At 69.2% G+C, this 26,993-nt stretch carries 24 protein-coding genes; 15 read left to right on the top strand and 9 right to left on the bottom strand.

The genetic code is table 11. The annotated features are described in order from the left end of the window. On the bottom strand, positions 1-1,175 hold a 1,175-nt coding region (locus VFF46_RS30710), incomplete at its 3' end, for a glycosyltransferase family 2 protein (protein WP_325040724.1). Positions 1,176-1,208: 33 nt separating this feature from the next. Continuing rightward, on the bottom strand, positions 1,209-1,961 hold the full coding sequence (locus tag VFF46_RS30705) for an N-acetyltransferase (RefSeq protein ID WP_325040723.1): 753 nt from the start codon (positions 1,959-1,961) through the stop codon (positions 1,209-1,211). A gap of 128 nt (positions 1,962-2,089) precedes the next feature. On the opposite strand from VFF46_RS30705, the gene VFF46_RS30700 reads away from it, so the two are divergent. Then, positions 2,090-4,261, top strand: coding sequence for a hypothetical protein (locus VFF46_RS30700; RefSeq protein WP_325040722.1), 2,172 nt, complete (start codon positions 2,090-2,092; stop codon positions 4,259-4,261). Between the two features lie 19 nt (positions 4,262-4,280). Here VFF46_RS30700 and VFF46_RS30695 read toward each other — a convergent pair whose 3' ends face one another. Further along, positions 4,281-5,303, bottom strand: a complete 1,023-nt coding sequence (locus tag VFF46_RS30695) for a spore coat protein (RefSeq protein WP_325040721.1) — start codon at positions 5,301-5,303, stop codon at positions 4,281-4,283. Between the two features lie 122 nt (positions 5,304-5,425). Here VFF46_RS30695 and VFF46_RS30690 point away from each other — a divergent pair, with 122 nt between their 5' ends. The 11 genes from VFF46_RS30690 (at position 5,426) to VFF46_RS30640 (ending at position 17,940) form a co-directional block, all read left to right on the top strand. Beyond that, on the top strand, positions 5,426-5,653 hold the full coding sequence (locus tag VFF46_RS30690) for an AbrB/MazE/SpoVT family DNA-binding domain-containing protein (protein ID WP_325040720.1): 228 nt from the start codon (positions 5,426-5,428) through the stop codon (positions 5,651-5,653). Further along, complete coding sequence (locus VFF46_RS30685) at positions 5,643-6,131, top strand: type II toxin-antitoxin system VapC family toxin (protein ID WP_325040719.1); 489 nt, start codon at positions 5,643-5,645, stop codon at positions 6,129-6,131. The genes VFF46_RS30690 and VFF46_RS30685 overlap by 11 nt, the downstream gene beginning before the upstream one ends. Positions 6,132-6,231: 100 nt before the next feature. Then, entirely contained in the window at positions 6,232-7,215 is a 984-nt protein-coding gene (gene pseB, locus VFF46_RS30680; protein ID WP_325040718.1) for a UDP-N-acetylglucosamine 4,6-dehydratase (inverting), read from the top strand. A 2-nt stretch (positions 7,216-7,217) separates the two neighbouring features. Next, the gene (locus VFF46_RS30675; protein ID WP_325040717.1) at positions 7,218-8,342 is read left to right on the top strand and encodes a DegT/DnrJ/EryC1/StrS family aminotransferase; all 1,125 of its coding nucleotides are present in this window, start codon (positions 7,218-7,220) and stop codon (positions 8,340-8,342) included. Positions 8,343-8,352: 10 nt separating this feature from the next. Beyond that, positions 8,353-9,780 carry a hypothetical protein gene (locus VFF46_RS30670; protein WP_325040716.1) on the top strand — a complete coding sequence of 476 codons (1,428 nt, stop codon included), beginning with the start codon at positions 8,353-8,355 and terminating at the stop codon, positions 9,778-9,780. Then, positions 9,780-10,595, top strand: a complete 816-nt coding sequence (locus tag VFF46_RS30665) for a hypothetical protein (RefSeq protein ID WP_325040715.1) — start codon at positions 9,780-9,782, stop codon at positions 10,593-10,595. Before VFF46_RS30670 ends, VFF46_RS30665 begins: the two co-directional genes overlap by 1 nt. Beyond that, positions 10,583-11,320 carry a glycosyltransferase family protein gene (locus VFF46_RS30660; protein ID WP_325040714.1) on the top strand — a complete coding sequence of 246 codons (738 nt, stop codon included), beginning with the start codon at positions 10,583-10,585 and terminating at the stop codon, positions 11,318-11,320. The genes VFF46_RS30665 and VFF46_RS30660 overlap by 13 nt, the downstream gene beginning before the upstream one ends. Before the next feature lie 37 nt (positions 11,321-11,357). Next, positions 11,358-12,185, top strand: coding sequence for a class I SAM-dependent methyltransferase (locus VFF46_RS30655; RefSeq protein ID WP_325040713.1), 828 nt, complete (start codon positions 11,358-11,360; stop codon positions 12,183-12,185). Positions 12,186-12,229: 44 nt separating this feature from the next. Further along, on the top strand, positions 12,230-12,571 hold the full coding sequence (locus tag VFF46_RS30650) for a DUF485 domain-containing protein (protein WP_325040712.1): 342 nt from the start codon (positions 12,230-12,232) through the stop codon (positions 12,569-12,571). Continuing rightward, positions 12,568-14,211 carry a cation acetate symporter gene (locus tag VFF46_RS30645; protein ID WP_325040711.1) on the top strand — a complete coding sequence of 548 codons (1,644 nt, stop codon included), beginning with the start codon at positions 12,568-12,570 and terminating at the stop codon, positions 14,209-14,211. The genes VFF46_RS30650 and VFF46_RS30645 overlap by 4 nt, the downstream gene beginning before the upstream one ends. 168 nt (positions 14,212-14,379) lie before the next feature. Continuing rightward, a complete protein-coding gene (locus VFF46_RS30640) occupies positions 14,380-17,940 on the top strand; it encodes a discoidin domain-containing protein (protein ID WP_325040710.1) in 3,561 nt (1,186 codons plus the stop codon). A 32-nt stretch (positions 17,941-17,972) separates the two neighbouring features. On the opposite strand, the gene VFF46_RS30635 is transcribed toward VFF46_RS30640, so the two are convergent. The 4 genes from VFF46_RS30635 to VFF46_RS30620 all read right to left on the bottom strand — a co-directional run bounded on the left by VFF46_RS30635 (position 17,973) and on the right by VFF46_RS30620 (position 21,484). Further along, positions 17,973-18,389: a MarR family winged helix-turn-helix transcriptional regulator gene (locus VFF46_RS30635; protein WP_325040709.1), complete on the bottom strand. Its 417-nt coding sequence runs from the start codon at positions 18,387-18,389 to the stop codon at positions 17,973-17,975. 53 nt (positions 18,390-18,442) lie between these two features. Then, entirely contained in the window at positions 18,443-20,272 is a 1,830-nt protein-coding gene (asnB, locus tag VFF46_RS30630) for an asparagine synthase (glutamine-hydrolyzing) (protein ID WP_325040708.1), read from the bottom strand. Between the two features lie 133 nt (positions 20,273-20,405). Beyond that, complete coding sequence (locus tag VFF46_RS30625; protein ID WP_325040707.1) at positions 20,406-20,846, bottom strand: hypothetical protein; 441 nt, start codon at positions 20,844-20,846, stop codon at positions 20,406-20,408. After that, positions 20,843-21,484 carry a hypothetical protein gene (locus VFF46_RS30620; protein ID WP_325040706.1) on the bottom strand — a complete coding sequence of 214 codons (642 nt, stop codon included), beginning with the start codon at positions 21,482-21,484 and terminating at the stop codon, positions 20,843-20,845. Before VFF46_RS30620 ends, VFF46_RS30625 begins: the two co-directional genes overlap by 4 nt. Positions 21,485-21,532: 48 nt before the next feature. Here VFF46_RS30620 and VFF46_RS30615 point away from each other — a divergent pair, with 48 nt between their 5' ends. Beyond that, positions 21,533-22,027: a hypothetical protein gene (locus tag VFF46_RS30615; RefSeq protein WP_325040705.1), complete on the top strand. Its 495-nt coding sequence runs from the start codon at positions 21,533-21,535 to the stop codon at positions 22,025-22,027. A 51-nt stretch (positions 22,028-22,078) separates the two neighbouring features. On the opposite strand, the gene acs is transcribed toward VFF46_RS30615, so the two are convergent. Continuing rightward, positions 22,079-24,013, bottom strand: a complete 1,935-nt coding sequence (acs, locus tag VFF46_RS30610) for an acetate--CoA ligase (protein ID WP_325040725.1) — start codon at positions 24,011-24,013, stop codon at positions 22,079-22,081. A 262-nt stretch (positions 24,014-24,275) separates the two neighbouring features. On the opposite strand from acs, the gene VFF46_RS30605 reads away from it, so the two are divergent. Then, positions 24,276-24,416 carry a hypothetical protein gene (locus VFF46_RS30605; RefSeq protein WP_325040704.1) on the top strand — a complete coding sequence of 47 codons (141 nt, stop codon included), beginning with the start codon at positions 24,276-24,278 and terminating at the stop codon, positions 24,414-24,416. A gap of 3 nt (positions 24,417-24,419) precedes the next feature. Here the strand turns inward: VFF46_RS30605 and VFF46_RS30600 are convergent, their stop codons facing one another. After that, the gene (locus tag VFF46_RS30600) at positions 24,420-24,860 is read right to left on the bottom strand and encodes a MarR family winged helix-turn-helix transcriptional regulator (protein WP_325040703.1); all 441 of its coding nucleotides are present in this window, start codon (positions 24,858-24,860) and stop codon (positions 24,420-24,422) included. Positions 24,861-25,599: 739 nt separating this feature from the next. Here VFF46_RS30600 and VFF46_RS30595 point away from each other — a divergent pair. Beyond that, positions 25,600-26,274, top strand: a complete 675-nt coding sequence (locus VFF46_RS30595; protein ID WP_325040702.1) for an SIS domain-containing protein — start codon at positions 25,600-25,602, stop codon at positions 26,272-26,274. The last annotated feature ends 719 nt before the right edge of the window (positions 26,275-26,993 follow it).

The following is a 26,993-nucleotide window of genomic DNA, read 5'->3' as shown; positions in this document are numbered from 1 at the left end:
ACGTGGCGGATCTCCGCGGTGCCCTTGACCGACAGCTTGCCGTCGACCCAGCCGACCTCGCGGACGCTGGTCGCCAGCGTCAGGTCCTGGTCGCGCACGCCGTAGAGGCGACGTGGTACGGCGGATTCGCCGAGGCCCGGGTAGTTGTACTCGAGGCGGCGCCCGCGCGCCACGGCCCGTGCGCCGCCGCGCAGACCGCCCGCGTTGCGGAAGTCCGCGAGCCGGCGGAGCAGGTCGACGTCGCCGGAGCGGAGCGCGGCGTGCTGGATCCGGTCGTACCGGTGGGTCTTCGCGAGCACGTCCTCGTCGAGCCGGTCGAGCAGCTCGCGGGACAGGTCGACCAGCGCCTGCTCGTCGTCGGCCGGGACCGACCCGAACGCGGACATCAGCGTCAGTACGTCGATCTGCGCCAGGTGCGCGTGGGTCCGCCGGCGGACCACCGGGACCGCGTCCTCGACCAGGTCGAGGACCATCCCGGCCGAGGTCACCCGGTCGCGGATGTTGCCGAGCTGGAACTTCTGCTGGGTGATCGACTCGCCGGACTCGCGCTCGCGCCAGTAGTAGACGGCCTGCGGGATCGTGTCCACAGTGATCGCATCCAGGTGCGCCTTCAGCGCGACCGGGTAGTCCTCGTACCGGATCGGGGGGAAGGTGTAGCCGTACTCGGTCCAGAACGAGCGCCGGTACACCTTGTTCCAGAGCATCCGGTCCAGGACCAGGTCGGGGAACTCGGTGACGTGCGTGGCGTGCCGGACCCGGGCGAACGGCTGCTTGTGCAACCACGACGGCCGGACGCCGAAGCTGTTGTTGAACCGGCGCGCGTTGCCGCCGGCGAAGTCCGAGCCGGTGCGGTCCAGCGTCCGGACCAGGGCGGCGAACCCGTACCGCGAGACCAGGTCGTCGCCGTCGACGAACGCCAGGTACTCGCCCGTCGCCTCCCGGATGCCCGTGTCCCGGGCCGGGCCGGGCCCGGCGTTGTCCTGCTGGATCAGCCGGAACCGCTCGTCCCGGGCACAGAACTCCTTCGCGATCACCGCGCTGTCGTCCGGTGATCCGTCGTCGACCAGGATCGCCTCGAAGTCGCTCCACGCCTGCCGGGCGATCGATTCCAGGCAGTCACCGAGGTACTCACCGACGCCGTAGAACGGCACCACCACGCTCAACCGCGGAGTCACTCCGGTGTGCCCTCCCTCGCGGTAGCTGGATGCCTACGTAGCGGCAACGAGGTGGACCGTCAGGAGGTTATGCACGGGTTCGAAGCCGTACCGGGACCAGATCCGCTGGATTCCGGTCTGGTGGGTCTGGGCGGTGACAACCAGGCGCCGCGTCGTACAGGCGTCCTCGACCGCGGCGAGCAGGTGGCCGTACCGGCCGCGGCCCTGCTCGGCGGGGACCACCCCGGCGAGCTGGATCTCGGTCCACGAGCTCTGCTGGTCGAGCGCCGCCAGCGCGAGCACGCGCCGGTCCGGACCGCGCAGTACGACGGCACCGGCCTCGGCGATCCGCCGCCGCGCCCACTCCTGGCGGCCGGCCAGCGCCTTGGCCCGGTCGAACACCGGGTCGGAGCAGTAGTGGTTGCCGGCGTCGCCGAACACGTCCGCGACCAGGTCGTCCACCTGATCGTCGTCGACCTCGGTCTCGAGCTGGGTACTGAATCCGGCCAGCGGCGCCGGCCGCCGGCCCTTGCCGACCGGGATCGCCCAGCAGACCACGGTGTCGGCGAGCAGCGCCTGCCGCGGACCACTGGCGAGCGCCGCGAACCAGGTCGTCTCACGGGCCGGGTACCGCAGCACGATCACGTCGGCGGTGGATTTCTCGACCGCGGCCAGCACCTCCGCGAGCGGCGTACCGGCGGACGCGGACACCGACATCCGGTCGATGGAAACCCCGAACCGCTTCGCCGCCTCCACGGACGGCTGGACGGTCAACTCCCCGGCCTCGAGCGCCTGGTACCAACTCATAGGGCGGAAAGTTTACACGGAGTGACACGCCGCGTTCGTGGCGCAATGAATTTCACATTAGTGTTACGAACATGCGCGCGAGGGCGAGGCGGCGGGGGCCGCGGACTGCGGGGCCTTCGCTTTCGGGGTTGGTCGCCGGGCTGGCGGTTGTGGTGCTGGCGATCGTGCTGCTCGCGCTGCACTCGACGGCCTTCGAGCTGGCCCGGTTCGTGCTGTTCACGCTGGTCGCGGTGACCCTGCCCGGGTTCGCGCTGTGGCGGCTGATCGGCGGCTACCGGCGGAACCTGGTCGAGGACCTGTCCGCCGGTTTCGCGGTCGGTACGGCGGGGCAGGTCCTGGTGTACCTCGCCAGCGCGTCGATCGGACTGCAGGCGTGGTCGTGGGCGTGGGCTCCGGTCGTACTGGTGGTCGCGTTCGTGGACCGCGACGCCCGGGCGCGGGTCTGGCGCCGGGTCGAGCAGCCGCTCCGCCCGCTGCAGGCGTGGCTGCTCGCGGCGTCCACCGCGGTCGTGCTGCTGATCGTGTACCGGCGCGGCCCGGGGCAGTTCCTCCCGGCGTACACCGATCCGCTGCGCGCGTACCCGGACCTCGCGTTCCAGCAGGCGCTGGCGGCGAGCGCGAAGTACGACGTACCGATCTCGACGCTGTGGCTCGGTGGCGAGCCGATGAAATACCACACGTTCTTCCACCAGGCGACGGCCGCGACGCAGTGGGGCACGCGGATCGACCTGACCGACCTGATCCATTCGCTGAGCTGGCTGCCGCTGTTCCTCGCTGGGTGCGGGCTGGTGTTCGCGCTCGCGACCCGGCTCACGCCGACGGCGGAGTCCGGCGCGACCTGGGCCGGTCCGCTCGCGGTGTTCGTCGCCGGGCTCGGCGGGGCGGTGCAGCCGTTGGCCGCCGCCGGGCTGGGCGGGATCTCGACGGCGGTCGCGGCGTACCTGAGTCCGACGCAGAATCTCGGCGTACTGATCGTGCTGGCGATCTGCGTGGTGGCGGTCGACCTGCTGCGCGGGGACGGGCTGCCGCGGGCGCGGTGGGTGCTGCTGGTGCTGCTCGCGCTGGTCGCGGCCGGGGCGAAGTCAACGATCCTGCCGGTGGTCGGGGTGGGGTTCGCGTTCGCGTTCCTGCAGCTGGGGCTGCTGCGGCGGCGGACCCGGCCGGCGTTCCTCGGCGGCCTGGTGTCGCTGGTGGTGTTCGTGGCGGCGCTGATCACGATCTTCGGCGGCAGCACGTGGGGGACGCAGGTCAAGCCGTTCGAGACGTTCGTCCAGCTGGCGCCGTTCGCACTGCTCGCCTCCGGCCCGCACGCGCAGTTGTTGTCAGGGGCAACGACCTTGTTGAGTTGGGCATTGGCGGCGTCCGGGTTGTTCTTCCTCGGCCGGAAGTGGCGCGACCCGGGCGCGGCGTTCCTGATCGGCGCGGCGGTCGCGGGGTTGCTCGGGACGTTGCTGACCACCCAGTCGGGGGTCAGCCAGCTGTACTTCCTGCGGACGGCGTTCCCGATGATCGCGGTACTCGCGGCCACCGGGCTGGCGAATCTGGTCGGACGGCTCGGTGACCGGCGGGCCGTCGTACTGGTGGGATCCGCCGGGCTGCTCGGACTGATCGGGTTCGCGGTCGCACGGTCGGAGTCCGCGGGCCTGCGCGGCGTCAAGGGGCCGTGGCTGTGGACGCTCGCGGTGGTGGCGGCCGTCGCGGTGCTGGTCGCGGTGGGCTGGAAGCTGGCGCGGCGGCCGGGCAACTTCTTCGTGGCGCTGCTCGGCGGCGCGGTGGCGGCGTGCATGATCGGCGCGGCGCTGGTGCCGCTGCAGGCGTTCGTCTCGGACAAGGCGTCGAACCTGGTGTTCGCGCATCCGTTCCGCGGCGGTGCGACGGCCGCGGAGGCGGGCGCGGCCCAGTGGCTGCGGCGGAACAGCAAGCCGGGCGAGCTGATCGCGACCAACGCGCACTGCATCATCCGGCGCGACGGCATCTGTGACAGCCGGCATTTCTGGCTGGCCGCGCTGTCCGAACGCCCGGTCCTCGTCGAAGGCTGGTCGTACTCCAACCAGGCGAATCGGATCGCGCTCGCCGAAGACACCAACCCGAGCCTGATCCCGTACTGGAACCGCGAACAGCTCGCCGCCAACGACACCGCGTTCAAGGCCCCGTCCCCCACCGCGATCGAGCGGCTGCGCAAGGCCGGGGTCCGTTGGCTGTACGCCGACAACCGGGCCGGCACGGTGTCGCCGGCGCTCCGCAACTACGTCCGGCTGCGGCACGCCACGCTGGACGCCACGATCTACGAACTGAGCTGACCTGCTCGGGTGGGTCGGCTCAGACGAGGTTCAGTAACGCGTCGGCCACCCGCTCGCGACCGCGGCCGTCCACCAACTCCCACCCCGCGCGGGCCAGTCGGCCGCGTTCCACGGGATCGGTCAGCAGGCGCTTGAGGGTCTGACCGGCCGAGGCCGGCTCGACCTGCAGCGCACTCAACAACCCAAGCCCTGCGGCGGCGCGAGTGTCGACGGCACGCTCGTACCCCATCACCTGGTTGTCGACCACGCACACGAGCCCGGCCGTCGCGCCGAGACACAGCAGCTCCCACGTCGACGTACCGGAGGCACTGATGGTCAGGTCGGCCTCGCGGACGCGTGCGGCCAGCTGGTCCGTCGGGCCGATGACGTCCAACTGCTGGTGCGGCTGGAGTTCGACGGCGGCGATCTTCTGCGCGAGATCGGCCCCCGGCGCGACCACGGTGGCCTCGAACGGCAGCCCGGTCGCGGCCAGCGCGCGGGCGACGTACGGCCCGGCGCCGAAGGCATCCGTACCGCCGAAGAACGCGAACACCTTCGGTACGTCGGGCTGCCGGTCGGCGGGGGCGGTGGCCGGGCGGTGCGCGAGGATCTCGTCGCGGATCATCACGTACGGCAGGCCGGCCAGGCGTACGGCGTTCGGCGGCAGCGGCGGGTGGTCGAGTTCGGCCGCGAGGTTCTGATCGACCAGCACGTCCGCCTCGGCGCCGCGGAAGTCGCCGTCGACGATCGCCAGCGTGGGCAGCCCGCTCGCCCGGACCGCCCGGTAGACGGCGGCGTCCAGGTCGTAGGAGTCGAACACCACCGCGTCCAGCCCGAGGCGGCGGAACAGGTCGACGTGCTCGTCCGGCCCGTGCACCGCCGGGCGCACGCCGATCCCGCGGGCGGCGATCTGCGCGGCGGCCCACGGCACGGTGTGCGCGTCGCAGACGAACACCACCTCGACCCCGCGCCGCCGTACCTCCTCGGCGAGCGCCAGGCAGCGCATCACATGCCCGATCCCGCGGGCCGGCCCCACATCACATCGCACCCCGACGCGCTTCACGCCCCGAACCGTATCGGCTCGCGGGCCTTGTATATCCGGTTCCGGCGGGTGGGCGAGCGTGAGAAGGGCCATTGTGGATAAGCTAGGTGACACGTAGGAGAAGTAATACGTGGGAGGCTAGGATGCGACTGAACAGCAAGGGCCAGGTGACGATCCCGGCCGAGCTCCGGCGCAAGCACCATCTCCACGAGGGGGACGAAGTGACAGTGATCGATGCACCCGAAGGGCTGCGGATCGTCCGGGTCGCGGAGGCGGAGAGCCGCGGGCACCGGCTGGTCCGGGAGATGCGCGGCCGGGCGACCAGCGGGATGAGCACCGAGGAGCTGATGGAGCTGCTCCGTGGCGACTGACCGCCCGAGCAAGCTGACCGGTCCGCGCCGGCGTCGCACCGAAGCCGGCGCAGACCCGGAGCAGCCGGAGCAGCCGGTCGCGCTGGTCGACACCTGCGTGCTGCTCGACATCCTCACCGACGACCGGGAGTGGGGCGACTGGTCGGCGAACGCGGTGGCCGCGGCCCGCGACGCCGGCGAGCTGGTGATCAACCCGATCGTGTACGCCGAGGTCTCGGCCGGGTTCGACCGGATCGAGGAGGTCGACGCGGCACTCCCGGCGACCGACTTCCGCCGCGAGCCGCTGCCGTATCCGGCGGGCTTCCTCGCGGCCCGCGCCTTCGTCACCTACCGGCGCAGCGGCGGCGCCAAGACCTCACCGCTGCCCGACTTCTACATCGGCGCCCACGCCGCCGTGCACCGCTACGACGTGATCACCCGCGACCCCCGCCCGTTCCGCTTCTACTTCCCGAGCGTGCGTTTGATTACACCGGGTTGAGACGGGGATTGAGCAAGTCGTTCACCGGGCAGCTATTGTTTCGAGGTCCGCACCGCGTGTGCGCAGTTCGGAACTGTCCGTCAGAAGGGGTCCCGCTCGCGTGTCAATCCTTACCGGCTCCGACATCCTGGTCACGGGTGGTACCGGGTCCTTCGGCCGGACGTTCGTACGGCATGCGCTCGAGCACCTGGATCCGCGGCGGATCATCGTCTTCAGCCGCGACGAGCTGAAGCAGTGGGAGGTCCGGCAGTCGTTCGGCGACGACCCGCGGCTGCGGTTCTTCCTCGGCGACGTCCGCGACCGGTCCCGGCTGCTGCGGGCGATGCACCGGGTCGACTACGTCGTACATGCCGCCGCCCTGAAGCAGGTCGACAGCGGTGAGTACAACCCGTGGGAGTTCGTCCAGACGAACGTGATCGGCTCGCAGAACGTCATCGAGGCGGCGATCGACAGCGGCGTGAAGCGGGTCGTGGCGCTGTCGACCGACAAGGCCTCCAGCCCGATCAACCTGTACGGCGCGACCAAGCTCACCGCCGACAAGCTGTTCATCAACGGCAACCACTACGCGGCGGCGTACGACACCCGCTTCAGCGTCGTGCGGTACGGCAATGTGATGGGCAGCCGCGGGTCGATCATCCCGAAGTTCCGCGCGCTGCACGCGGCCGGGCAGTCGCTGCCGATCACCGACCTGCGCTGCACCCGATTCCTGATCACGCTGCCGCAGGCGGTCGAGTTCGTGGTCGACACGTTCGACCTGATGACCGGCGGTGAGCTGTACGTGCCGCGGATCCCGTCGATGAAGGTCACCGACCTGGCCGCGGCGATCGCGCCCGGCGCGGCCATGCACGACGTCGGCCTGCGCCCCGGCGAGAAGCTGCACGAGGAGATGATCAGCCCGGAGGAAGGCCGCCGCGCGGTGTCCCTCGGCAACCGCTTCGTCCTGCAGCCGGACCTCGCCACCTGGGGCTACCAGCCGCCGGCCGACGGTACACCGCTCGCGGACGGGTTCCACTACGCCTCCGACACCAACGACCAGTGGTACTCGATCGACGAGATCCGCAAGATCCTCGAGAGCGACGCCTAGCCGTGCTGCCGTACGGGCGCCAGTCGATCTCCGAGGCGGACATCGAGGCAGTGACCGCGGTCCTGCGCGGCGACTGGCTGACCACCGGCCCGGCCGTCACCGCCTTCGAGACCGCGATCTCCGAGCTGTCCGGCGGGCATCGAGCCATCAGCTGTACGTCGGGCACGGCCGCGCTGCACATCGCGTACGCCGCTCTCGGCCTCGGCCCCGGTGACGAGCTCGTCACCACTCCCATGACGTTCGTCGCCACCGCCTCCTGCGCTGCCATGCTCGGGGCAACCGTCCGGTTCGCCGACGTGGACTACGAAACCGGCCTCCTGGACCCGTCTGCCGTGGAAGCAGCTCTCACCGAACGTTCCAGGGTCATCAGCGCGGTCGACTATGCCGGCCAATCGGCCGACTATCCCGCTCTGCAGTCTTTGGCCGATCGAGTAGGCGCGAAAACTTTGGCCGACGCGGCCCACTCGGTAGGCGGCTCGGCGTACGGCCGACCCGTCGGCGACCTGGCCGACGTCACCACCATGTCCTTCTTCCCCACCAAGAACCTGACCACCGGCGAGGGCGGCGCCGTCGTCTGTAAAGATGCCGAAATCGGACAGCGCGCCCACGAGTTCCACTTCATCGGCCTGGTCCGCGACCCGTCCCGGTTCGAGATCACCGACGAAGGCCCGTGGCACCAGGAGGTCCACGAGTACGGCGTGAACTACCGCCTCACCGACCTCGGCGCCGCGCTCGGCCTCTCCCAGCTCCGGCGGCTCGCGGAGTTCAAGCGCCGCCGGGCGGAGATCACCGCGCGCTACAACGCGGCCTTCGCCGGTGTCGACGGAGTCCGTACGCCGGTGCAGCGCGCCGGGGTCGACCCGATGTGGCACCTGTATCCGCTCCGCGTCCTCGACGGCCGCCGCCGCGAGGTCTTCGAGCGGATGCGCGCCGCCGGGATCGGCGTACAGGTCAACTACATCCCGGTCTACTGGCACCCGGTCTTCGCCCACCAGGGCTACCGGCGCGGCCTCTGCCCGAACGCGGAACGCTTCTACGCCGAAGAACTGTCCCTCCCCCTGTACCCGGACCTGACCGACGGCGACGTCGACCGGGTGATCGAGACCCTTCTGAATCTGGTTGGTTAAGTTGTCCGATATGACCCGATCGAATCTGGTCGGCGGTGAGATGCTCAACTGGTCGGACCTGCACCCCGGCGACGCCCGCCCCGCGGCCACCGGACCCGCAGCCACAGCACTCCTGGCCGCTGTCCTGAGCCCCGACGACACCGTCCTGCTCGCCGGCCCACACGCCGTCGAGTTGGTCGAGGCTGTCGCGGGGCAGGTCACGTCAGTCGACCTGCTCGTCCGCTCGGCCCCCGACGCCGAAGAACTCGCCGAGCTGCTCGAGAACACCAAAGGCCAGGTCTTCTGCGGCTCTTTGGACCGCTTCGCCTTCGGTCCAACAAGCGGTGGCGAGGCCGCCGCCGGCGCGGGTGGTGGGTACGACGTGGTCGTGGCGTTGGATGGGCTCGACCGGCTGGTGGGGCCCGACACCGCCGGGTTCACCTGGGCGGATTCCCTCGAGCGGCTGGTGAAGGTGCTGCGGCCAGGGGGCAGCGTGTTGCTGGGGGCGGGGAACGCGTTCGGGTTCGAGCGGTTGGTGCAGCCGGATATTGCGGCGGCGTTGCCACGGGACGAGGACTGGGGGCGGGACGTCGCGGATCGGGCGCCGGCCGGGTTCAAGCGGGTGATGCGGGCCGTGGAGGGCGCGGGGCTGCAGGTCCGGCAGACGTACGCGGTCTTCCCGTCTCTGGTGCAGGCCGAGGTCGCGGTGACGGCGGTGGACGGGTTCGCGGCCGTGGTCGCGGCGCGAGCCGTTGCCTCGCGCAACGATGGACCGGTGCTGATGGATCCGTACCGGGTGGTGCTGGATGCCGCCGAGGCGGGAGTTGCCTTCGAGTTGGCGCCGGCCTGGTACTTCGTGGTCGGGGCCCCTGAGCTCCCGACGGTGCTTCCCGAGGGTGCGGTACCTGGCGGCGAAGGTGTGCTGCTGGAGGAGCACCTGCTGATGGCCCTGCGATCTGATGATCAAGCAGAGCTGCGAAGGGTGATTCCGCAGTACGCGGCTTGGTTGGGGGCAGGCGGGGCCGGGTCGCCGGACAACGTGATCCTGGACCGAGGGTCCTTCCGGTTGTTCGGGGAGCGGCAGGAGTTGGATGTCGTCGAGCACCTGCGACGGTTCGCGACGAGGGTGCTGGAGGGCGGCGGGCGGGTGCCGTGGCCGGTGGCGGCGGATCCGCATCAGCTGACAGGGCGATTGGCATCCATGGCGGGGATCGTCGTACCGGAGCCGGAGTTCACGCCGGACGAGGTGGTACGCCCCCGGGGTAGCGCCGAGCAGTTGCAGACGGTTGCCCGGCTGGCGGACGAGCTGGCGCATGCGAGCGCCCGCGCGATCCTGTTCGAGGGAACGGTCAGCGGCATCCGCCGGTCCCGGCCGTACCGGATCGGCCACGCTGTACTGAACCCGGCGCGGGTGATCCGCCGTCGGCTCAAGCGGGTACTGAAGCTGGTACGGCGCTGATGCACCACGCCAACCACTTCTACGGGCACGCCAACATCATGGCGACGTACGCCGGCCTCTCGAAGCCGCCGCGGATCTGGGGGTACCTGCAGCACGGCTGGAACATCCTCGACGGGTTCGCGTACGGCACGGACTTCGCGCCCGGGATGCCGAAGTTCGTCTGGTCGGACAGCGTCCGGCGGCGCGGCCACGCGCTCGGGCTGCGCAACTACTCGGTGATCGGCTCCGTCTGGCTGTACCTGCTGAAGACCCACCCGGAGCTCGCCACGCCGGACAAACGGGCCAAGGGCACCATCTTCTACCCGTTCCACGGCTGGGAGGGCCAGCGCGTGCTCGGCGACCACGGCCGGATCGTTGCCTCCATCAACGAGCACGAGACCGGACCGGTAACCGTCTGCCTGTACTGGAACGAGTACGACAAGCCCGCGATCCGCGACGTCTACAAGGACGCCGGATTCCGGGTCATCACGCACGGGTACCGCGGCCTGCACTGGCGGCGCACCAATGCCAAGTTCTTGCTCAACCAGCTCCGCGAGTTGCGCAAGCACGAGCGCGTCGCCTCCAACCGGCTCAGCTCGGCAGTCCTGTACGGCGCCTCGCTCGGTCTACGGGCGGGGGTCTACGGTGATCCCATGGTGCTGGAGAACGAGCACCCGTCGTTCGGCGGTCAGGCGCGGATCAAGCGGCTGTGGCCGGAGATGGACCAGCCGTACGTGCCGGCGCAGGTCGCCCGGGAGTTCACCGACACCGAACTGGGCGTCGACCACGTCGCCGGACCCGCAGAAATCCGGGAGATGTTCCGATGGCACAGCTGAAGATCGGCATCATCACGCAGGTACGCGTGACGAGTACGCGGCTGCCCGCGAAGGTCCTGCTGACCGTCGCCGGCCGTTCGTACCTCGAACACCACCTGGACCGGCTGAGCCGCACCGGCCTGCCGGTGATCGTCGCGACCACCACGAACTTCAACGACAACCTGGTCGTCCAGCTCTGCAACGAGGACGGCTTCCCGGTGTTCCGCGGCAGCGAGGACGACGTACTGAGCCGGTTCGCGGGGGCCGCTCGCGAGCACGGCCTGGACGGCATCGTCCGGGTGACGTCGGACTGCCCGCTGATCGATCCGGAGATCGTTGCCGCGGGCGTCGATCGCTGGCGCGCCGAGGACGACCTCGACCTCTACATCTCGAACTGCCTGGAGCGGACCTACCCGCGCGGCATGGACTTCGAGATCTTCTCGGCGGCCCGGCTGTACGACGCGGAGCAGAAGGCCACGCTGAAGGCGGACCGCGAGCACGTGACGTCGTACCTGCACCAGAACCGCTCCGGCGAGATGCGGCTGCTGAATCTCCCCTGGTCCGGCGGAGGGTCGCAGTACCGGCTGACGCTCGACACCGCGGACGACTGGAAGTTGCTCGACGCCCTGATCGAGGACTTCGGCGCGGCCGGGCTGAGCTGCGCCGAGCTGGTCGAGATCCTGGACGAGCACCCCGAGCTGGCGGCGCTGAACGCGCACATCGAACAGAAGAAACTCGGCGAGTAGCAGGCCGGACGCCCCCGGCTACGGCAGAATTGCCGTGATGACCACCAACGATCCGGCCGGGGACTCCACCGCCGTACCAGCCAACGCCGCGCGCGCCCGGTCCTTCGGCGCCGTCGCGGCCGCGTACGACGCGGGCCGGCCGACGTTCCCGTTCGAGGCGCTGACCTGGGTGCTCGGCCCCGGCCGCGGGCTGCAGGTCCTCGACCTGGGCGCCGGTACCGGCAAGCTGGCCGCGGTCGCCGCCGGGCTCGGGCACCACGTGATCGCGGTCGACCCGTCGCCGGAGATGCTCGAGGTCTGCCGCCGGCGTACCGGGATCGACACCATGGTCGGCGCCGCCGAGTCGATCCCGCTCGCGCACGCCTCGGTGGACGCGGTGATCGTCGGGCAGGCCTTCCACTGGTTCGACCACGCCCGGGCGCTGCCGGAGATCGCCCGGGTGCTGCGGCCGAACGGCATCCTCGGCCTGCTCTGGAACAACCCGGACACCGTGGTGCCGTGGGTCCGCCGGATCCACCAGGTGATCCAGGGCGACGGGTTCAGTGGCAGCGACCGGTTCGAGCCGAAGCCGATCCTGGAGGGGTCGAACCTGTTCTCGATGATCGAGCAGGCCCGGTTCCGGCACTGGCAGGACCTGAACCGGGAGGGCCTGCGGCAGCTGGCGTTGTCGCATTCCGCGGTCGCGATCCTCAAGGAGACCCGCCGCGAGCAAGTGCTGGACCAGATCAACCTGATCTACGAGCACACCGCCCGGCCCCCGGAGGCGCTCCGGATGCCGTACTTCACCGACTGCTTCCGCGCTCACCCCAGCGAGTTCGCGAACTACCGCCGCACCCTCTCCGGTCCCGTGGCGCCGCACCTCTGAAGCCGCTAACGTGCACTGATTCAAGTCCAATAAAAGGGGACCCCATGGACGACGAGATGGTGCGCGAGCGTGATGCCCGCGCGTACGAAGCGGTGCACGACGCGGCCGACTTCACCGAACTGAAACGGCGCTACAAGAACTTCGTCGTGCCGTGGACGATCGCCTTCATGGCGTGGTACCTGGCGTACGTCGCCTGCAACAACTGGGCCCGTGGCTTCATGAGCCACAAGGTCGTCGGCCACGTGAACGTGGCACTGATCTTCGGCCTGCTGCAGTTCGTGTCGACGTTCGTGATCGCCGCGCTGTACGGCCGGTTCGCGAACCGCAAGCTCGATCCGCTGGCCCACGGCCTGAACGCCAAGTACAAGAGGGAGCGCCGCCGGTGACTACGCTTCTAGCCCTCCCGCTGGCCGCTGAGCCCGGCAACCGGGCGCTGACCATCTCGCTGTTCACCGCGGTCGTCGCCGTGACGCTGTACATCACCTGGTGGGCGTCCCGGCAGAACAAGACCGCGGCCGACTACTACGCCGGCGGCCGCTCGTTCACCGGCGCGCAGAACGGCCTCGCCGTCGCCGGCGACTACATGTCCGCCGCGTCGTTCCTCGGCATCTCCGGCCAGATCGCCCTCTACGGGTACGACGGCTTCCTGTACTCGATCGGCTTCCTGGTCGCCTGGCTGGTCGCGCTGCTGCTGGTCGCCGAACTGCTGCGGAACTCGGGCCGCTTCACGATGGCCGACCAGCTCGCGTTCCGGATGAAGCAGAAGCCCGTCCGGACCGCGGCCGCGACCTCGACGATCGTGGTGTCGATCTTCTACCTGCTGGCCCAGATGGTCGGCGCCGGCTCGCTCGTCGGGCTGCTGCTCGGCGTGAAGAGCGAGGGCGTCAAGGCTGCGGTGATCGTCCTGGTCGGCGCGCTGATGATCATCTACGTCACGATCGGCGGCATGAAGGGCACCACCTGGGTGCAGATCGTGAAGGCCGTGCTGCTGATGGCCGGCACCGTCGTGATCACGTTCCTGGTGCTGCTGAAGTTCCACTTCAACATCTCCGAACTGCTCGGGTCCGCGGCCACCAAGTCCGGCCACGGCGAGTCGTTCCTGCAGCCCGGTCTGCTGTACGGCAAGGACTTCACCGGCCAGATCGACTTCCTGTCGCTCGGCCTCGCGCTGGTCCTCGGGACGGCGGGACTCCCGCACATCCTGATCCGCTTCTACACGGTGCCGGACTCCCGCTCCGCGCGGCGCTCGGTGCAGTGGGCGATCGGCCTGATCGGCGTGTTCTACCTGATGACGCTGGCGCTCGGGTTCGGCGCCGCGGCACTGCTGGACACCGGCAAGGGTTCGGCCGTGGCGACGTCGAAGGGCAACGTGGCGTCGCCGCTGCTCGCCGAGTCGGTCGGTGGCGGAGCCGGGTCACTCGGCGGGGCGATCCTGCTCGCGCTGATCGCGGCGGTCGCGTTCGCGACGATCCTGGCGGTGGTCGCGGGGCTGACCCTGACGTCGGCGTCGTCGTTCGCCCACGACCTGTACGCGAACGTCATCGCCAAGGAGAAGCCGAGCGAGAAGCAGGAGCTGCGGGTGGCGCGGTTCGCGGCGATCGGGATCGGTGCGGTGGCGATCGCGCTGGCGATCCCGGCGCAGAAGCTGAACATCGCGTTCCTGGTCGCGCTGGCGTTCGCGGTCGCGGCCTCGGCGAACCTGCCGGCGTTGCTGTTCAACCTGTTCTGGAAGCGGTTCAACACCTCGGGCGCCGTCTGGAGCATCTACGGTGGCCTGATCTCCGCGGTGGTCCTGGTGATCTTCTCGCCGGTGGTGTCGGGCAACGGCGAGAAGTCGATGATCACCGGCGCGGACTTCCACTGGTTCCCGCTCTCCAACCCGGGCATCGTGTCGATCCCGCTGGGCTTCCTGTTCGGCGTCCTCGGGACGTACCTCGGCAAGGACCGGTCCAGCGAGAAGCGGTACGCCGAGCTCAGCGTCCGGGCGTTCACCGGCGCGGGCGCGGAGGGCGCCGCCAAGCACTGACGTCCGTACCTCTCAGGGCCGGCTCGCGATCCGCGAGCCGGCCCTTTGCGTTGAGCCGTTGACGCCCGTGGAGCCGTGCCGTAACAATGAGCCACACGCCGCGCAAGAAATTAGCAAGTCGGCGAAAGTTTTGAACTCTTCCCTGTCCGCCCCATCAGGAGAGGTCTCATGCGCATACCCCGTTGGCGGTTGCTGACCGCCCTGCTGGCCGCGAGTCTCGCGGCCGCACCACTCGTGTCCCCGGCCCAGGCCGCCGGAGCCGGTCCCAATCTCGCGGCCGGCAAGCCCGCCGCGGCCAGCAGCAGTACGCAGAACTACGTCGCGTCGAACGTGACCGACGGCGACCAGAGCAGCTACTGGGAGAGCGCGAACAACGCGTTCCCGCAGTGGGTCCAGGTCGACCTCGGCTCGTCGGTCCCCACCAACCAGGTCGTCCTCAAGCTCCCGACCGCGAACTGGGGCGCCCGGGACGAGACCCTCGCCATCCAGGGCAGCACCGACGGGCAGAACTTCACCGATCTGTCGCCGTCCGCCGCCCGGACGTTCGCCCCGCCGGGCAACACGGTGACCGTCGACTACGGTACGGCAACCACCCGGTACGTCCGGGTCCGGATCACGGCCAACACCGGCTGGCCGGCCGGGCAACTGTCCGAGCTCGAGGTCTACGGACCGGCGACCGGTGACACCCAGGCTCCCACCGCCCCGGGCGGCCTGGCCTTCACCGAACCGGGCGCCGGGCAGATCAAGCTCACCTGGAACGCCTCGACCGACAACGTCGGAGTGACCGGGTACGACGTGTACGCCAACGGCCAACTGCGCACCAGCGTCACCGGGCTGACCTACACCGACAACCAGCCGGCCAACGTGTCGGTGTCGTACTACGTCCGCGCGAAGGATGCCGCGGGCAACCAATCGCCGAACAGCAACACTGTCACCCGGAACGGCAGCGGCAGTCCGGGCAGCAACCTCGCGCTGCACAAGCCGATCACCGCGTCCGGGTACACGTTCACCTACGTTCCGGAGAACGCGAACGACGACGACGTCACGACGTACTGGGAAGGCAACGCCAACCCGGCGACGCTGACGACGCAGCTCGGCGCGAACGCGGACGTCAGCTCGATCGTCGTCCGGCTGAACCCGGATCCGGCCTGGGGTGCGCGGACGCAGACGTTCTCGATCCTCGGGCGTGAGCAGAGTTCCTCCAGTTTCACGACGATTGTTGGATCGGCCAACTACTCGTTCGATCCTGCCACCGGCAACAGCGTGACGATCCCGGTCAGCGCGCGGGTGGCCGACGTACGACTGAACTTCACCGGGAACACCGGCGCGCCGGGCGGTCAGGTGGCCGAGCTGCAGGTGCTCGGCGTACCGGCCCCGAATCCGGATCTGACGGTTTCCGGAGTCTCCTGGACACCTACGTCGCCGGTCGAGACGGATCCGATCACGGTCCGCGCGACGGTGAACAACGGCGGTACGGCCGGCTCAGGCGCGACCGACGTGAACTTCTACCTCGGCACCACCAAGGTCGGTACGGCGGCCGTCGGCGCGCTCGCGGCCGGCGCCTCGACGACGGTCAGCGCCTCGATCGGGACCCGGGACGCGGGCTCGTACGCGCTGAGCGCAAAGGTCGACGAGGCCAACACCGTGATCGAGCAGAACGACGGCAACAACACCGCGAACGCCTCCGGACCACTGGTGGTGACGCCGGTGGCCAGCTCGGACCTCGTCGCGTCCGCGGTGAAATGGACGCCGGGCAATCCGTCCGCCGGAAACTCTGTTTCCTTCGCGGTTTCCTTGAAGAACCAGGGCAGTGTCGCCTCCGCGTCCGGTGCGCACGGGATCACGCTGACGGTCCTGAACGGGTCGTCCGTGGTGACCACGCTGACCGGCTCGTACAACGGGTCGATCGCGGCCGGCGCGACCACGCCTGCTGTTGCCCTGGGCAACTGGACGGCGGCCAACGGGCGCTACACGGTGCGCGTCGTACTGGCGGACGACGCCAACGAGTTGCCGGTGAAGCGGACCAACAACACCAGTGAGCGGCCGTTCTTCGTCGGTCGCGGCGCGAACATGCCGTACGACCACCTGGAGGCCGAGGATGCCGCGGTCGGCGGCGGCGCGGCCGTCATCGGGCCGAACCGGACCATCGGCGACCTGGCCGGCGAGGCGTCCGGGCGGCGCGCGGTGACTCTCAACACCAACGGCGCGTACGTCGAGTTCACCACCCGGGCCGCGACGAACACGCTGGTCACGCGGTTCTCGATCCCGGACTCCGCGGGCGGCGGCGGGCAGTCGTCGACGCTCAGCGTGTACGTGAACGGGACCTTCGCGAAGACGTTGCCGCTCACCTCGAAGTACGCGTGGCTGTACGGCGCGGAGGCGTCGCCGAACAACTCGCCCGGCTCGGGTCCGGCCCGGCACATCTACGACGAAGCGAACCTGGTGCTCGACCAGACGTACCCGGCCGGGACGAAGATCCGGTTGCAGAAGGATCCGGCGAACGGCACGACGTACTCGATCGACTTCGTCGACACCGAAGAAGCTGTTGCTATCGGCAACCCTGGCGCCGGGTTCGTGACGCCGAACGGATTCACCCAGCAGGACGTGCAGAACGCGCTCGACCAGGTCCGGCAGGACAGCTCGCTGCAGGGCGTGTACCTGCCGCCGGGTGACTACCAGACGTCGTCGAAGTTCCAGGTGTACGGGAAGGCCGTCAAGGTGGTCGGCGCCGGGCCGTGGTTCACCCGCTTCCATGCGCCGGACACGCAGGAGAACACCGACATCGGGTTCCGGTCCGAGGCGTCGGCGAACGGGTCGACGTTCAGCGGGTTCGCGTACTTCGGCAACTACACGTCGCGGATCGACGGGCCGGGAAAGGTCTTCGACTTCTCGAACACCGCGAACATGACCATCGACAACGTGTGGGTCGAGCACATGGTCTGCCTGTACTGGGGCTCGAACACCGACACGTCGACGATCAAGAACTCGCGGATCCGGGACACGTTCGCCGACGGCATCAACATGACGAACGGGTCCGCCGGGAACACCGTCAGCAACAACGAGGCGCGATCGACCGGGGACGACAGCTTCGCGCTGTTCAACGCCACCGACAACGGCGGCGGCGAGGTCCGGGACAACGTGTTCGAGAACCTGTCCGCGACGCTGACCTGGCGCGCCGCCGGGTTCGCGGTGTACGGCGGCACGAACAACGTGTTCCGCAACCTGTACGCCGCGGACATGCTGACGTACCCCGGGATCACGATCAGCTCACTGGACTTCGGGATCCCGATGAACGGCTTCGGGGCGACCCCGCCGACCCAGTTCCAGAACGTGTCCGTGGTCCGCTCCGGCGGCCACTTCTGGGGCAACCAGGCGTTCGGCGCGGTGTGGGTCTTCTCGGCCTCGAAGATCTTCCAGGGCATCCGGGTGAGCGACCTCGACATCGTCGACCCGACGTACTCCGGAATCATGTTCCAGACCAACTACGTCAACGGCAGCCCGCAGTTCCCGGTCGCCGACACGATCTTCACCAACACCACCATCAGCGGCGCCCACAAGTCCGGCGACGCCTTCGACTCCAAGTCCGGCTTCGGCATCTGGGCCAACGAACTCCCCGAACCCGGCCAAGGCCCCGCCCGCGGCGAGGTCACCTTCACCAACCTGACCCTCACCGACAACACCACCGACATCCAGAACACCACCACGACCTTCACCATCCACCGCAACTGACAACCAGGAGCCGCGGAGCCTGGAGACCCCGGTCAGAGGTTGTCGGTGACCCGGGCCAGGACGGCGCCGGCCTGGAGGACCAGGGTGCGGTCGGCCTCGTCGAGGCGGCTGAGGAGCTTGGCGAGCTCGTCGGCCGCCTGCCGGCCGGACGCCTCCACGGTCTCGGCGCCCGCGTCGGTGAGTACGACCGCGGTCGCGCGGCCGTCGACCGGGTCCGGTTCGCGCCGGACCAGGCCGGCCTCCTCGAGGCCCGCGACCGTGGTGGTCGCGGTCGGCTGCGAACACGGAACCCGGGCGGCGATCTCGCCGATCCGGATCGGCTGCTCGTCCGCGATCAGCATCAGGGCCAGGAACTGCGTCGGATGCATCAATGTGGTGGTCCTGCTCCGGCGGAGATGCCGGACGATCCGGTGCATGCTGACCAGCAGCTGCAATGCTTCCTGCGCCATCGCGATCACCTCCGTCGGGAAGCGCCATCCTGGCACAGTCGTCCAAATTTCTCCTACCGCAGCAACTTGATCTCCGGGTGGTAGAGATCCATCCAGGTCGCCAGCGACAGTGTCTGTTCCAGCTGCCGGCGCGCGGAGCCGTCGGCCGCGGTGGCCAACTGCCGCGCGCTGTCGCGGTCGACCAGCTCGAACACCGGGTGCTGTTCCGCCGCCAGTTCACGGACCTGGGCGGCCAGTGTCTCGACGTACGCCGGATCCTGCGTCTGCGGGTACGGCGACTTGCGCCGGTCCACCACGGACTGCGGCAACACGTCCTGGGTGGCCGCCCGCAACAGGCTCTTCTCGTGCCCGTCGAACGTCTTCATCGACCATGGCGTGTTGTATACGTATTCAACGAGCCGGTGATCGCAGAACGGAACCCGAACCTCCAGCCCGACCGCCATGCTCATCCGGTCCTTGCGGTCCAGCAGCATCCGCACCATCCGGGTCAGGTGCAGGTAGCAGACCTTGCGCATCGCCCACTCGTCGTCGGACTCCCCGTCCAGGCGCTCGACCTCGCGGACCGCTTCGGCGTACCGGTCCCGCAGGTGCCCGCCCAGATCGAGCTCCTTCAGCACCTCCTTGCGCAGCACCTGCGGCTGGTTCCCGCCCCGCCGCGACGCCAGGTACGCGATCCACGGGAAGATCGGCTTCGTCCGTACTTCGGGGTCGTGGAACCAGAGGTACCCGCCGAACACCTCGTCGGCGGACTCCCCCGACAACGCCACCGTCGACTGCTCGCGGATCGCCGAGAAGAGCAGGTACAGCGATCCGAACATGTCGCCGCCGAGCGGCGCGTCGTTCGCCCGGATCACCTTCCGCCGGATCTCCGGATCGGTCAGCGCGGCGTTGTCCAGCACGATGTCGGAGTGCTGCGAGCGCACCAGATCCGCGACGTCGTGCACGTACGGCGCGTCCGGCGTACCGCGGAGCTCGTCCGGCTGGAAGTTCTCCTCCTGCCCGACGAAGTCGACCGCGAAACTGCGGACCTTCCGCCCCTCTTCGGCCAGCTGACCGGCCGCGAGCGCGGTGATCGCGCTGGAGTCGAGACCGCCGGACAACAGCACACACTTCGGTACGTCGGCCACGAGCTGGCGACGGGTGATGTCGTCGAGCAGCTCGCGGATGTGCGCGACCGAGGTGTCCTGGTCGTCCACGTGCTGCTTGGTCTCAAGACGCCAGTACACGTTGGTGTGGATGCCGTTGCGGTCGACCGTCACGACGGTCCCGGGCTCGACCTCGTGCATGCCGGCCCACAACGAGGCGCCCGGCGTCTTCGACACGGTCAGCAGCTCACGCAGTCCGGCGGCCTCGACCACGGCCGGTACGGCGGGGTTCGCGAGGATCGCCTTCGGCTCGGACCCGAACAGCACGCCGTCCGCGGTCGGGTAGTAGAAGAACGGCTTGATGCCCATCCGGTCGCGGACCATCACCAGGGTCTCGTTCCGCGGGTCCCAGATCGCCAGGGCGTACATGCCGTTCAGACGCTCCGCGAACGCGGTACCCCATTCGGCGTAGGCACGCAGTACCACCTCGGTGTCCGAGTCGGTCATGAACGGATGCCCGCGGCGGCGGAGCTCGTCGCGGAGCTCGGTGTAGTTGTAGACCTCACCGCTGTAGACCATCCCGAGCGTGACGTCGCCGACCTGTGTCGTCATCGGCTGCTCGCCACCCGGGAGGTCGATGACCGCGAGTCTGCGGTGTCCGAGCGCGACATGTCTGGCATACCAGGTACCACGAGCGTCCGGCCCGCGACAGGACATCGTCTCGGTCATCGCATCGACGACCGCCCCCTCCGCCTCGAGGTCCTGCCGGTACGCCACCCATCCGGTGATGCCACACATCCGGTCGCTCCTCACTGTCGGAAATACATTCCACTCCAATGTATTTCTTGCAGTGAGTGACACAACCACTCTGCTCCGTGAGCAACCTCTCAGAAGCCGATCCCGGTCGCTGTGCTTAGGCTGGCCTGTTGAGCTAGAGGTGCTCCGCGAGAACCCCGAGTGCGAACGCGAGTCCTGCGAGACCGAGCATCACGGTCGCCAGACGGATCAGGCGACGCTGTAGAGCCGGCAGCTCCGCCGCCGTCGCGAATACTCGCTGCGGCCAGTGGCGCCAGGAGACGTACCAGAAGATCCCGGTTGCGATCAGCAACAGCACGCCTTTGGCCGCATGGATTCCCCAGTGGTGGTGATCGATCAGCAGCATCGCCACGCCGGTCACCGCGATCGCCGCAATCAGGCCGAGCACCTTCCACCGGTTGCCCGAGGCAATTACCGCGGTCAGCATCTCCCGGCCCTCGCGGTCCTCGCCGAAGTACTTCTTCAGTTTCGGCTGCACCACGAAGAGCGAATACGCCATCCCGCCGACCCAGGCGGCCGCCAGCCCGGCATGAACGATCGCCAGGATCGCCGTCACTGCGCGAACGCCTGGAACGGGAGCAGCCCGACGAGCTGTCCGAGTTTGCCGAGGGTCTCCACGATCTCGTCGGGCTTGGTCCGGCCGAAGATCGGGTGCTCCATGAACAACAGGTCGTCGCCGACGACCGCCCAGGTGTGCAGCTTGGCACTCCGCATCAGCTGCATCAGCTGCGGATGGAGGTAGTAGGCGGCGAGGTTCGGGTCGGTGCCGACCAGTTTGTACCAGCGGTTGAACTTCGGATCCGGCGTCTGCGGCTCGGGGAACGGGTCGACGTCGAACGCCGGGTCGATGCTGGACGCGATCTGGAAGAACGGCAACGGCCTCGGCAGTTTCACCACCCAGACCGTGTCGATCGTGACCGTGTCCCGCGAACTCAGCTCCCGGTCCGTCCACGCGTCGTGGTAGTGCGTCACCTTCGGCCGCCGGTGGAAGTCGAACGTGAGGAACGGCATCCCGTTGAACTGCCCGGTGACCACCCCGAACGCGATCCGCTGGTCCCCGCGCTCGGTGAACGGCAACACCCGCCACGCATCCGCGAACTCCGCCGCCTCCGGCCGAAACTGCCACCCCCACTGCTGGGCGAGCTCGTACCGCTCCCGATTGGTCTTCTCGATCCGCTTGGCCTCGATCGTCACCCCCCGACACTAAGTTCCCCCAGGTCCACCACCCGGTAGCCTCGCGCGATGGATATGCGCGTACTGCATCGGACCGGGCAGTGGTGTTCTGCGCGGCAGGTTGGGCGGGTGGTGGGGTACGACGTACCGATTCTGCCGGAGTACCAGGTTGCTGGGCGGGCAACCGTCGATCGGTGTTATTTGTTGCTCGACGAGGCGGTTCAGGTCAGGAAGCCGGTTACCTTCGTGGGTGGGATCGAGGGGTGGTGGTACGTCGATCTGGTGGAGGTCGAGTACGCCGGGGACGACCTGGTGGTGCACGACATGTACGTGGATCTGCTGGTTCCGCCGGCGGTGGATCGATATCAGGTCCTGGATCTGGACGAGCTGGGGGACGCGCTGACGGGCGGGAAGATCACGGCGGCCCAGTGTGCGGAGGTGCTTGCCGCCACTCAGCGGTTCATCCATCGGTATCTGAGGGGACCCGACGAAGGGCCGAGCGGGCCGGCGGGGGTGTTTCCGCCGGCGGAGGTTGTTGCGCTCGCGGAGTTGCCGGCCTTCTGAGGGCAGCAGTAGGCCCCCGAGGGTTGTGCCTCGGGGGCCTGCTGAGGGAGCTCAGTCCTCGTCGGCCTTGCCGGACTCCAGGTTCGACTTGATCAGGTCCATGACGGTGGAGTCGGCGAGGGTGGTGACGTCTCCGACCTCGCGGTTCTCGGCGACGTCGCGGAGCAGGCGGCGCATGATCTTGCCGGAGCGGGTCTTCGGGAGCTCCGAGACGACCATGATCTGCCGCGGCTTCGCGATCGGGCCGATCTCCTTCGCGACGTGGTTGCGCAGTTCCTGCACCACGTCCGGACCGCCGTCGCCGGCCTCCGAGCGGAGGATCACGAACGCGGCGATCGCCTGGCCGGTGGTCGGGTCGGACGCGCCGACGACCGCGGCCTCGGCGACCTTCGGGTGCGAGACCAGCGCGGACTCGATCTCGGTCGTCGACAGCCGGTGCCCGGACACGTTCATCACGTCGTCGACCCGGCCGAGCAGCCACAGGTCGCCGTCCTCGTCCTTCTTCGCGCCGTCGCCCGCGAAGTACACGCCCGGCCAGCGCGACCAGTACGTGTCGACGAACCGCTGGTCGTCGCCCCACAGCGTACGGAGCATCGCCGGCCACGGCTTGGTGATCACGAGGTACCCGCCGGACCCGTCCGGCACCGACTGGCCCGCGTCGTCCACCACATCCACCGACACGCCCGGGATCGCCTTCATCGCGGCACCGGGCTTGCCGGCGGTCACGCCCGGCAGCGGCGAGATCATGTGCATACCGGTCTCGGTCTGCCACCAGGTGTCGACGACCGGCGCCTTGTCGCCGCCGATGTGCTCGCGGTACCAGACGTACGCCTCCGGGTTGATCGGCTCACCGACCGACCCGATCACCCGCAGCGAGGACAGGTCGAACTTCGCCGGGATGTCCGCGCCCCACTTCATGAAGGTGCGGATCGCGGTCGGGGCGCAGTACAGGATCGAGACCTTGTACTTCTGCACGATCTCCCACCAGCGGCCCTGGTGCGGGGTGTCCGGCGTGCCCTCGTACATCACCGAGGTGGTCGCGTTCGCGAGCGCGCCGTACACGATGTAGCTGTGCCCGGTGACCCAGCCGATGTCGGCCGCGGTCCAGTAGACGTCGGTGTCCGGCTTGAGGTCGAACACACCCCACTGCGTGTACGCCGTACCGACGAGGTACCCGCCCGTGGTGTGCAGGATGCCCTTCGGCTTGCCCGTCGTACCCGAGGTGTACATCACGTACAGCGGGTGCTCCGCGTCGAACGCCTCCGGTGCGTGCTCGGCCGACTGCTTGCCGACGAAGTCCTCCCACCACAGGTCGCGACCCTCGACCATGGCCGTGTCCTGCCCGGTACGGCGGACCACCAGCACGTTCCGCACCGACGGGATGTCCTCGATCGCCGCGTCGACGGCCGGCTTCAGCGCGGCCGGCGCGCCCCGGCGGTAGCCGCCGTCGGAGGTGATCACGACCTGCGCGTCGCAGTCCTGGATCCGGCCCTTCAGCGCGTCCGCGGAGAAGCCGCCGAAGACGACCGTGTGCGGGGCGCCGATCCGGGCGCAGGCCAGCATCGCGACGACCGTCTCCGGGATCATCGGCATGTAGATCGCCACCCGGTCGCCGGCCTTCACGTTCAGCTCGAGCAGCGCGTTCGCGGCCTTGCAGACCTCGTCCTTGAGCTGCGCGTAGGTGATCTCGCGGGTGTCACCGGGCTCACCCTCGAAGTAGTACGCGACCTTGTCGCCGAGGCCGTTCTCGACGTGCCGGTCGACGCAGTTGTACGCCGCGTTCAGCTTCCCGTCGGCGTACCACTTCGCGAATGGCGGGTTGCTCCAGTCCAGCACCTCGGCCGGCTCGGTGGCCCAGGTGAGGCGCTTGGCCTGCTCGGCCCAGAACCCCTCGAAGTCCGCCGCCGCCCGCTCGTAGGCATCGGCTTTCAGGTTCGCATGCGCAGCCAGCTCGGCGGGCGGCTCGAACCGGCGCTCCTCGTGCATCAAGTTCGACAGCGCCTCAGACGGTGCTCCGGACTGCGATGACTCTGCATTCGTCACGACGACGACTCCTCCTCGCTGGCTTCGGCGCGACCGCGCGCCCCGATTACCTTTCTACCAATGCAACCACTTGCAAGGAACCGCGGTCTCGCCCAGCAGCGCGGAATCTGCGCCGAACAGGCCGGTTCCCGGGCCGGATGGCAGGGATTTCGGCGTACGGCGGAACCAAACCGGCGGCGGCCGCATCGGACCTGATGTGAACCCGATGCAGCCGACCCCGCCGATGCCCGCCGTCACCGCGGAACGCCGGAAGATCTCGCGCGCCGCCCGGCGCCGGGTACACGCCCGTGAGCTGCGCGTTCGCCGCACCCAGGCGGCGCTCCGGGCCCAGCTGCCGGCCGCCTGACCGCTACTCCTGGTGGTACGCGAGGAGCTTGCCGAGGATCGTGCTCAGCTTGTTCCGGTCGGTGGCCGAGAGCGGGGCGAAGATCTCCTCCTGCGCCTTGCCGACCAGGTTCGTCAGCCGGCGCTGGTGCCGCTTGCCGGCGGTGGTGATCGTGATGATGTTCCGGCGGCCGTCGGCCGGGTCCGGGCTGCGCTCGACGTACCCCTCGGCCTCCAGCTCGTTGAGCGCGGCAACCACATCGCTGCGGTCGATCGAACTGCGCCGCCCGAGCTCCGCCTGACTTGCGGGACCGAACTCCACCAGCGTCGCGAGCAACCGGAAGTGGTACGCCCGCGCACCTCCGGCGGCGAAGGACTCGGTGACGATCCGGTGTGCCTGGGCCGCACTCTGCGTCAGCAACCAGCTCGGCAATTGGGTCAGGGCGCTCGGCGTCTGCTCATCCACCCGCGCAGTCTAGGTCGTCAACGGTTCGCGACCGGCAATCTATTGGCCGTGCCTACGATGTGAGCTCGTACGGTTCGCGTGCGTCGAGGAGCTCGTCCCAGTGGTCCTCCGCCCAGTCGCACAGAGCGCGGAGCGGCTCCAGCAGACTGCGGCCGAGGGGATCCGGAGCTCGGAGTACCTCCGCGGACCGCCCTCCAGGCAGCGCAACACCATCCCCGCCCACTCCTACGGTCGCCGTACCGCTTTCTCGAGGAGGTTGCAGTGAGCAAGATTCTGGTCATCGGCGGAGACTGGGGCAGCCGGTGATTGCCGGGGTGTACGACGGCTTCTTCCCGCGGGCGGCGCGGGCGTTGGTGGAGGGGTTGGGGAAGAGACACCGACGAATATCCGCGCGAATACCGATCGTTCTTCCTCGCGCATCAGGCAGCGCTGGCCGTGTTCGCCGCGTCGCCTCGACTGGGTCTCCCTTGCCCCGGCCGGTGACTTCGACCACGCGGAGCCGACACTGAAGGGCGGGTACCTACTCGGGCCGGCGGATGACTTCGACCACGCGCACCCGTCGCCGAAGGGCGGGTACCGGATCGGGCCGGCGGACGCCCATGCACGCATCTCGCACGCCGGCTTCGCGGTCGTGCTCGTCGACCAGGTAGACCACTCGGCGCGGCACCGCACAGCGCTCGGCGTACTGGTCTAGACGACACGCTCGCGGGGGTCGCCGTACGGACGATAGGTTCGGGGCATGGCTGGGGCCGAGGAGTACTTGGACAAGGCGTTGGCGATCGCGCACCGGGCGGCCGAGACGCAACTGGCGGCGATCCGGGTGGCGGCGGAACTGCTCGCCGACGCGCTCGCCGGCGGGAAGACGTTCTGGGTGTTCGGCACCGGCCACAGCCACACCCTGGCCGAGGAACTGTACGGCCGCGCCGGCGGGCTCGCCGACGTCCGCGCCATCCTCGAACCCGGCCTGATGCTCCACGAGGGCCTCCAGAAAAGCTCCCTCCTGGAACGGCTGCCCGGGTTGGCCGACGTACTGCTGGAGATCAACCCGCTCGAGCCCGGCGACGTGCTCCTGATCGCCTCCAACTCCGGCCGCAACGCCGTACCCGTCGAGTTCGCCCTCGGCGCCCGCGCCCGCGGCGTGCAGGTGATCGCCCTGACCTCCCTGGCCCACTCGAACGCCACCACATCCCGTGCCCCCAACGGCCAACGCCTCTTCGAAACCGCCGACGTCGTCCTCGACAACTGCGGCGTACCCGGCGACGCCCTCATCACCGTCCCCGGTACGCCGGAACCCACCGGTGCCACATCCACCCTCGTCGGAGCCCTACTCCTCCAGGCCCTCACAGTCGAGGTAGTAACCCGCCTGACGAACCGAGGCCACCCCCCGAACGTCCTCCGCAGCCTGAACGCATAGCCCCCGCTGCTACGCAGGCGCTTCGTCGCCCGCTCCTCAGAGGCGCCCGCTACACGCGCTCCCACCCACCCCGGGGCTAGCGCCCCGAGCATTACTTCCGGCTCGCGCCCGGGTTTCCGGCTCGCGCCCGGGGGGCTTTTCGGCTCGCGCCGGGGGTTCCCGCTCACGCCGCGATGTTCGGCTCACGCCGGGGGTCCGACTAGCGCCCGGGGGTTTCCGGCTTGCGCCCGGGGTTTCCGACTTGCGCCCGGGGTTTCCGGCTCGCGCCGGGGGTTCCCGCTCACGCCGCGATGTTCCGCTCACGCCGGGGTTCCGGCTAGCGCCCGGGGGTTTCCGGCTTGCGCCCGGGGTTCCCGCTCGCGCCGGGATGTTCGGCTCAGGCTGGGGATCCGACTAGCGCCCGGGGATTTCCGGCTTGCGCCCGGGGTGTTCGGGTCGCGCCCGGGGTTCCCGCTCGCGCCGGGATGTTCCCGCTCACGCCGGGGCGTTCGGGCTCGCGCCGGGGGTCCGACTAGCGCCCAGGTGTTCGGCTCGCGCTGGGGTCCGACCAGCGCCCAGGGTTTTCCGGCATGTGCCCGGGGTGTTCGGCTTGTGCCCGGGGTGTTCGGCTCGCGCTGGGGTCCGACTAGCGCCAGGGGTTTCCGGCTTGTGCCCGGAGGTTGTCGGCTGCCACCGACGAGTTGTCGCTTGCGCCGGGGAGTTGTTGGCACGTGAGGGCC

It is taken from the genome of Kribbella sp., assembly GCF_035655035.1.
Classification (GTDB): Bacteria; Actinomycetota; Actinomycetes; order Propionibacteriales; family Kribbellaceae; genus Kribbella.
Note: the sequence above shows the minus strand (reverse complement) of the source record. Positions and strands in the feature narration are given on the sequence as shown.

Coding starts and splice junctions, on each gene's coding strand:
- VFF46_RS30690 (WP_325040720.1), top strand. CDS start 5,426: ATGCGACTGAACAGCAAGGGCCAGGTGACGATCCCGGCCGAGCTCCGG.
- VFF46_RS30635 (WP_325040709.1), bottom strand. CDS start 18,389: ATGGCGCAGGAAGCATTGCAGCTGCTGGTCAGCATGCACCGGATCGTC.
- VFF46_RS30705 (WP_325040723.1), bottom strand. CDS start 1,961: ATGAGTTGGTACCAGGCGCTCGAGGCCGGGGAGTTGACCGTCCAGCCG.
- VFF46_RS30605 (WP_325040704.1), top strand. CDS start 24,276: ATGCAGCCGACCCCGCCGATGCCCGCCGTCACCGCGGAACGCCGGAAG.
- VFF46_RS30615 (WP_325040705.1), top strand. CDS start 21,533: ATGGATATGCGCGTACTGCATCGGACCGGGCAGTGGTGTTCTGCGCGG.
- VFF46_RS30660 (WP_325040714.1), top strand. CDS start 10,583: ATGGCACAGCTGAAGATCGGCATCATCACGCAGGTACGCGTGACGAGT.
- VFF46_RS30650 (WP_325040712.1), top strand. CDS start 12,230: ATGGACGACGAGATGGTGCGCGAGCGTGATGCCCGCGCGTACGAAGCG.
- VFF46_RS30640 (WP_325040710.1), top strand. CDS start 14,380: ATGCGCATACCCCGTTGGCGGTTGCTGACCGCCCTGCTGGCCGCGAGT.
- VFF46_RS30595 (WP_325040702.1), top strand. CDS start 25,600: ATGGCTGGGGCCGAGGAGTACTTGGACAAGGCGTTGGCGATCGCGCAC.
- asnB (WP_325040708.1), bottom strand. CDS start 20,272: ATGTGTGGCATCACCGGATGGGTGGCGTACCGGCAGGACCTCGAGGCG.
- acs (WP_325040725.1), bottom strand. CDS start 24,013: ATGCACGAGGAGCGCCGGTTCGAGCCGCCCGCCGAGCTGGCTGCGCAT.
- VFF46_RS30655 (WP_325040713.1), top strand. CDS start 11,358: ATGACCACCAACGATCCGGCCGGGGACTCCACCGCCGTACCAGCCAAC.
- VFF46_RS30665 (WP_325040715.1), top strand. CDS start 9,780: ATGCACCACGCCAACCACTTCTACGGGCACGCCAACATCATGGCGACG.
- VFF46_RS30670 (WP_325040716.1), top strand. CDS start 8,353: ATGACCCGATCGAATCTGGTCGGCGGTGAGATGCTCAACTGGTCGGAC.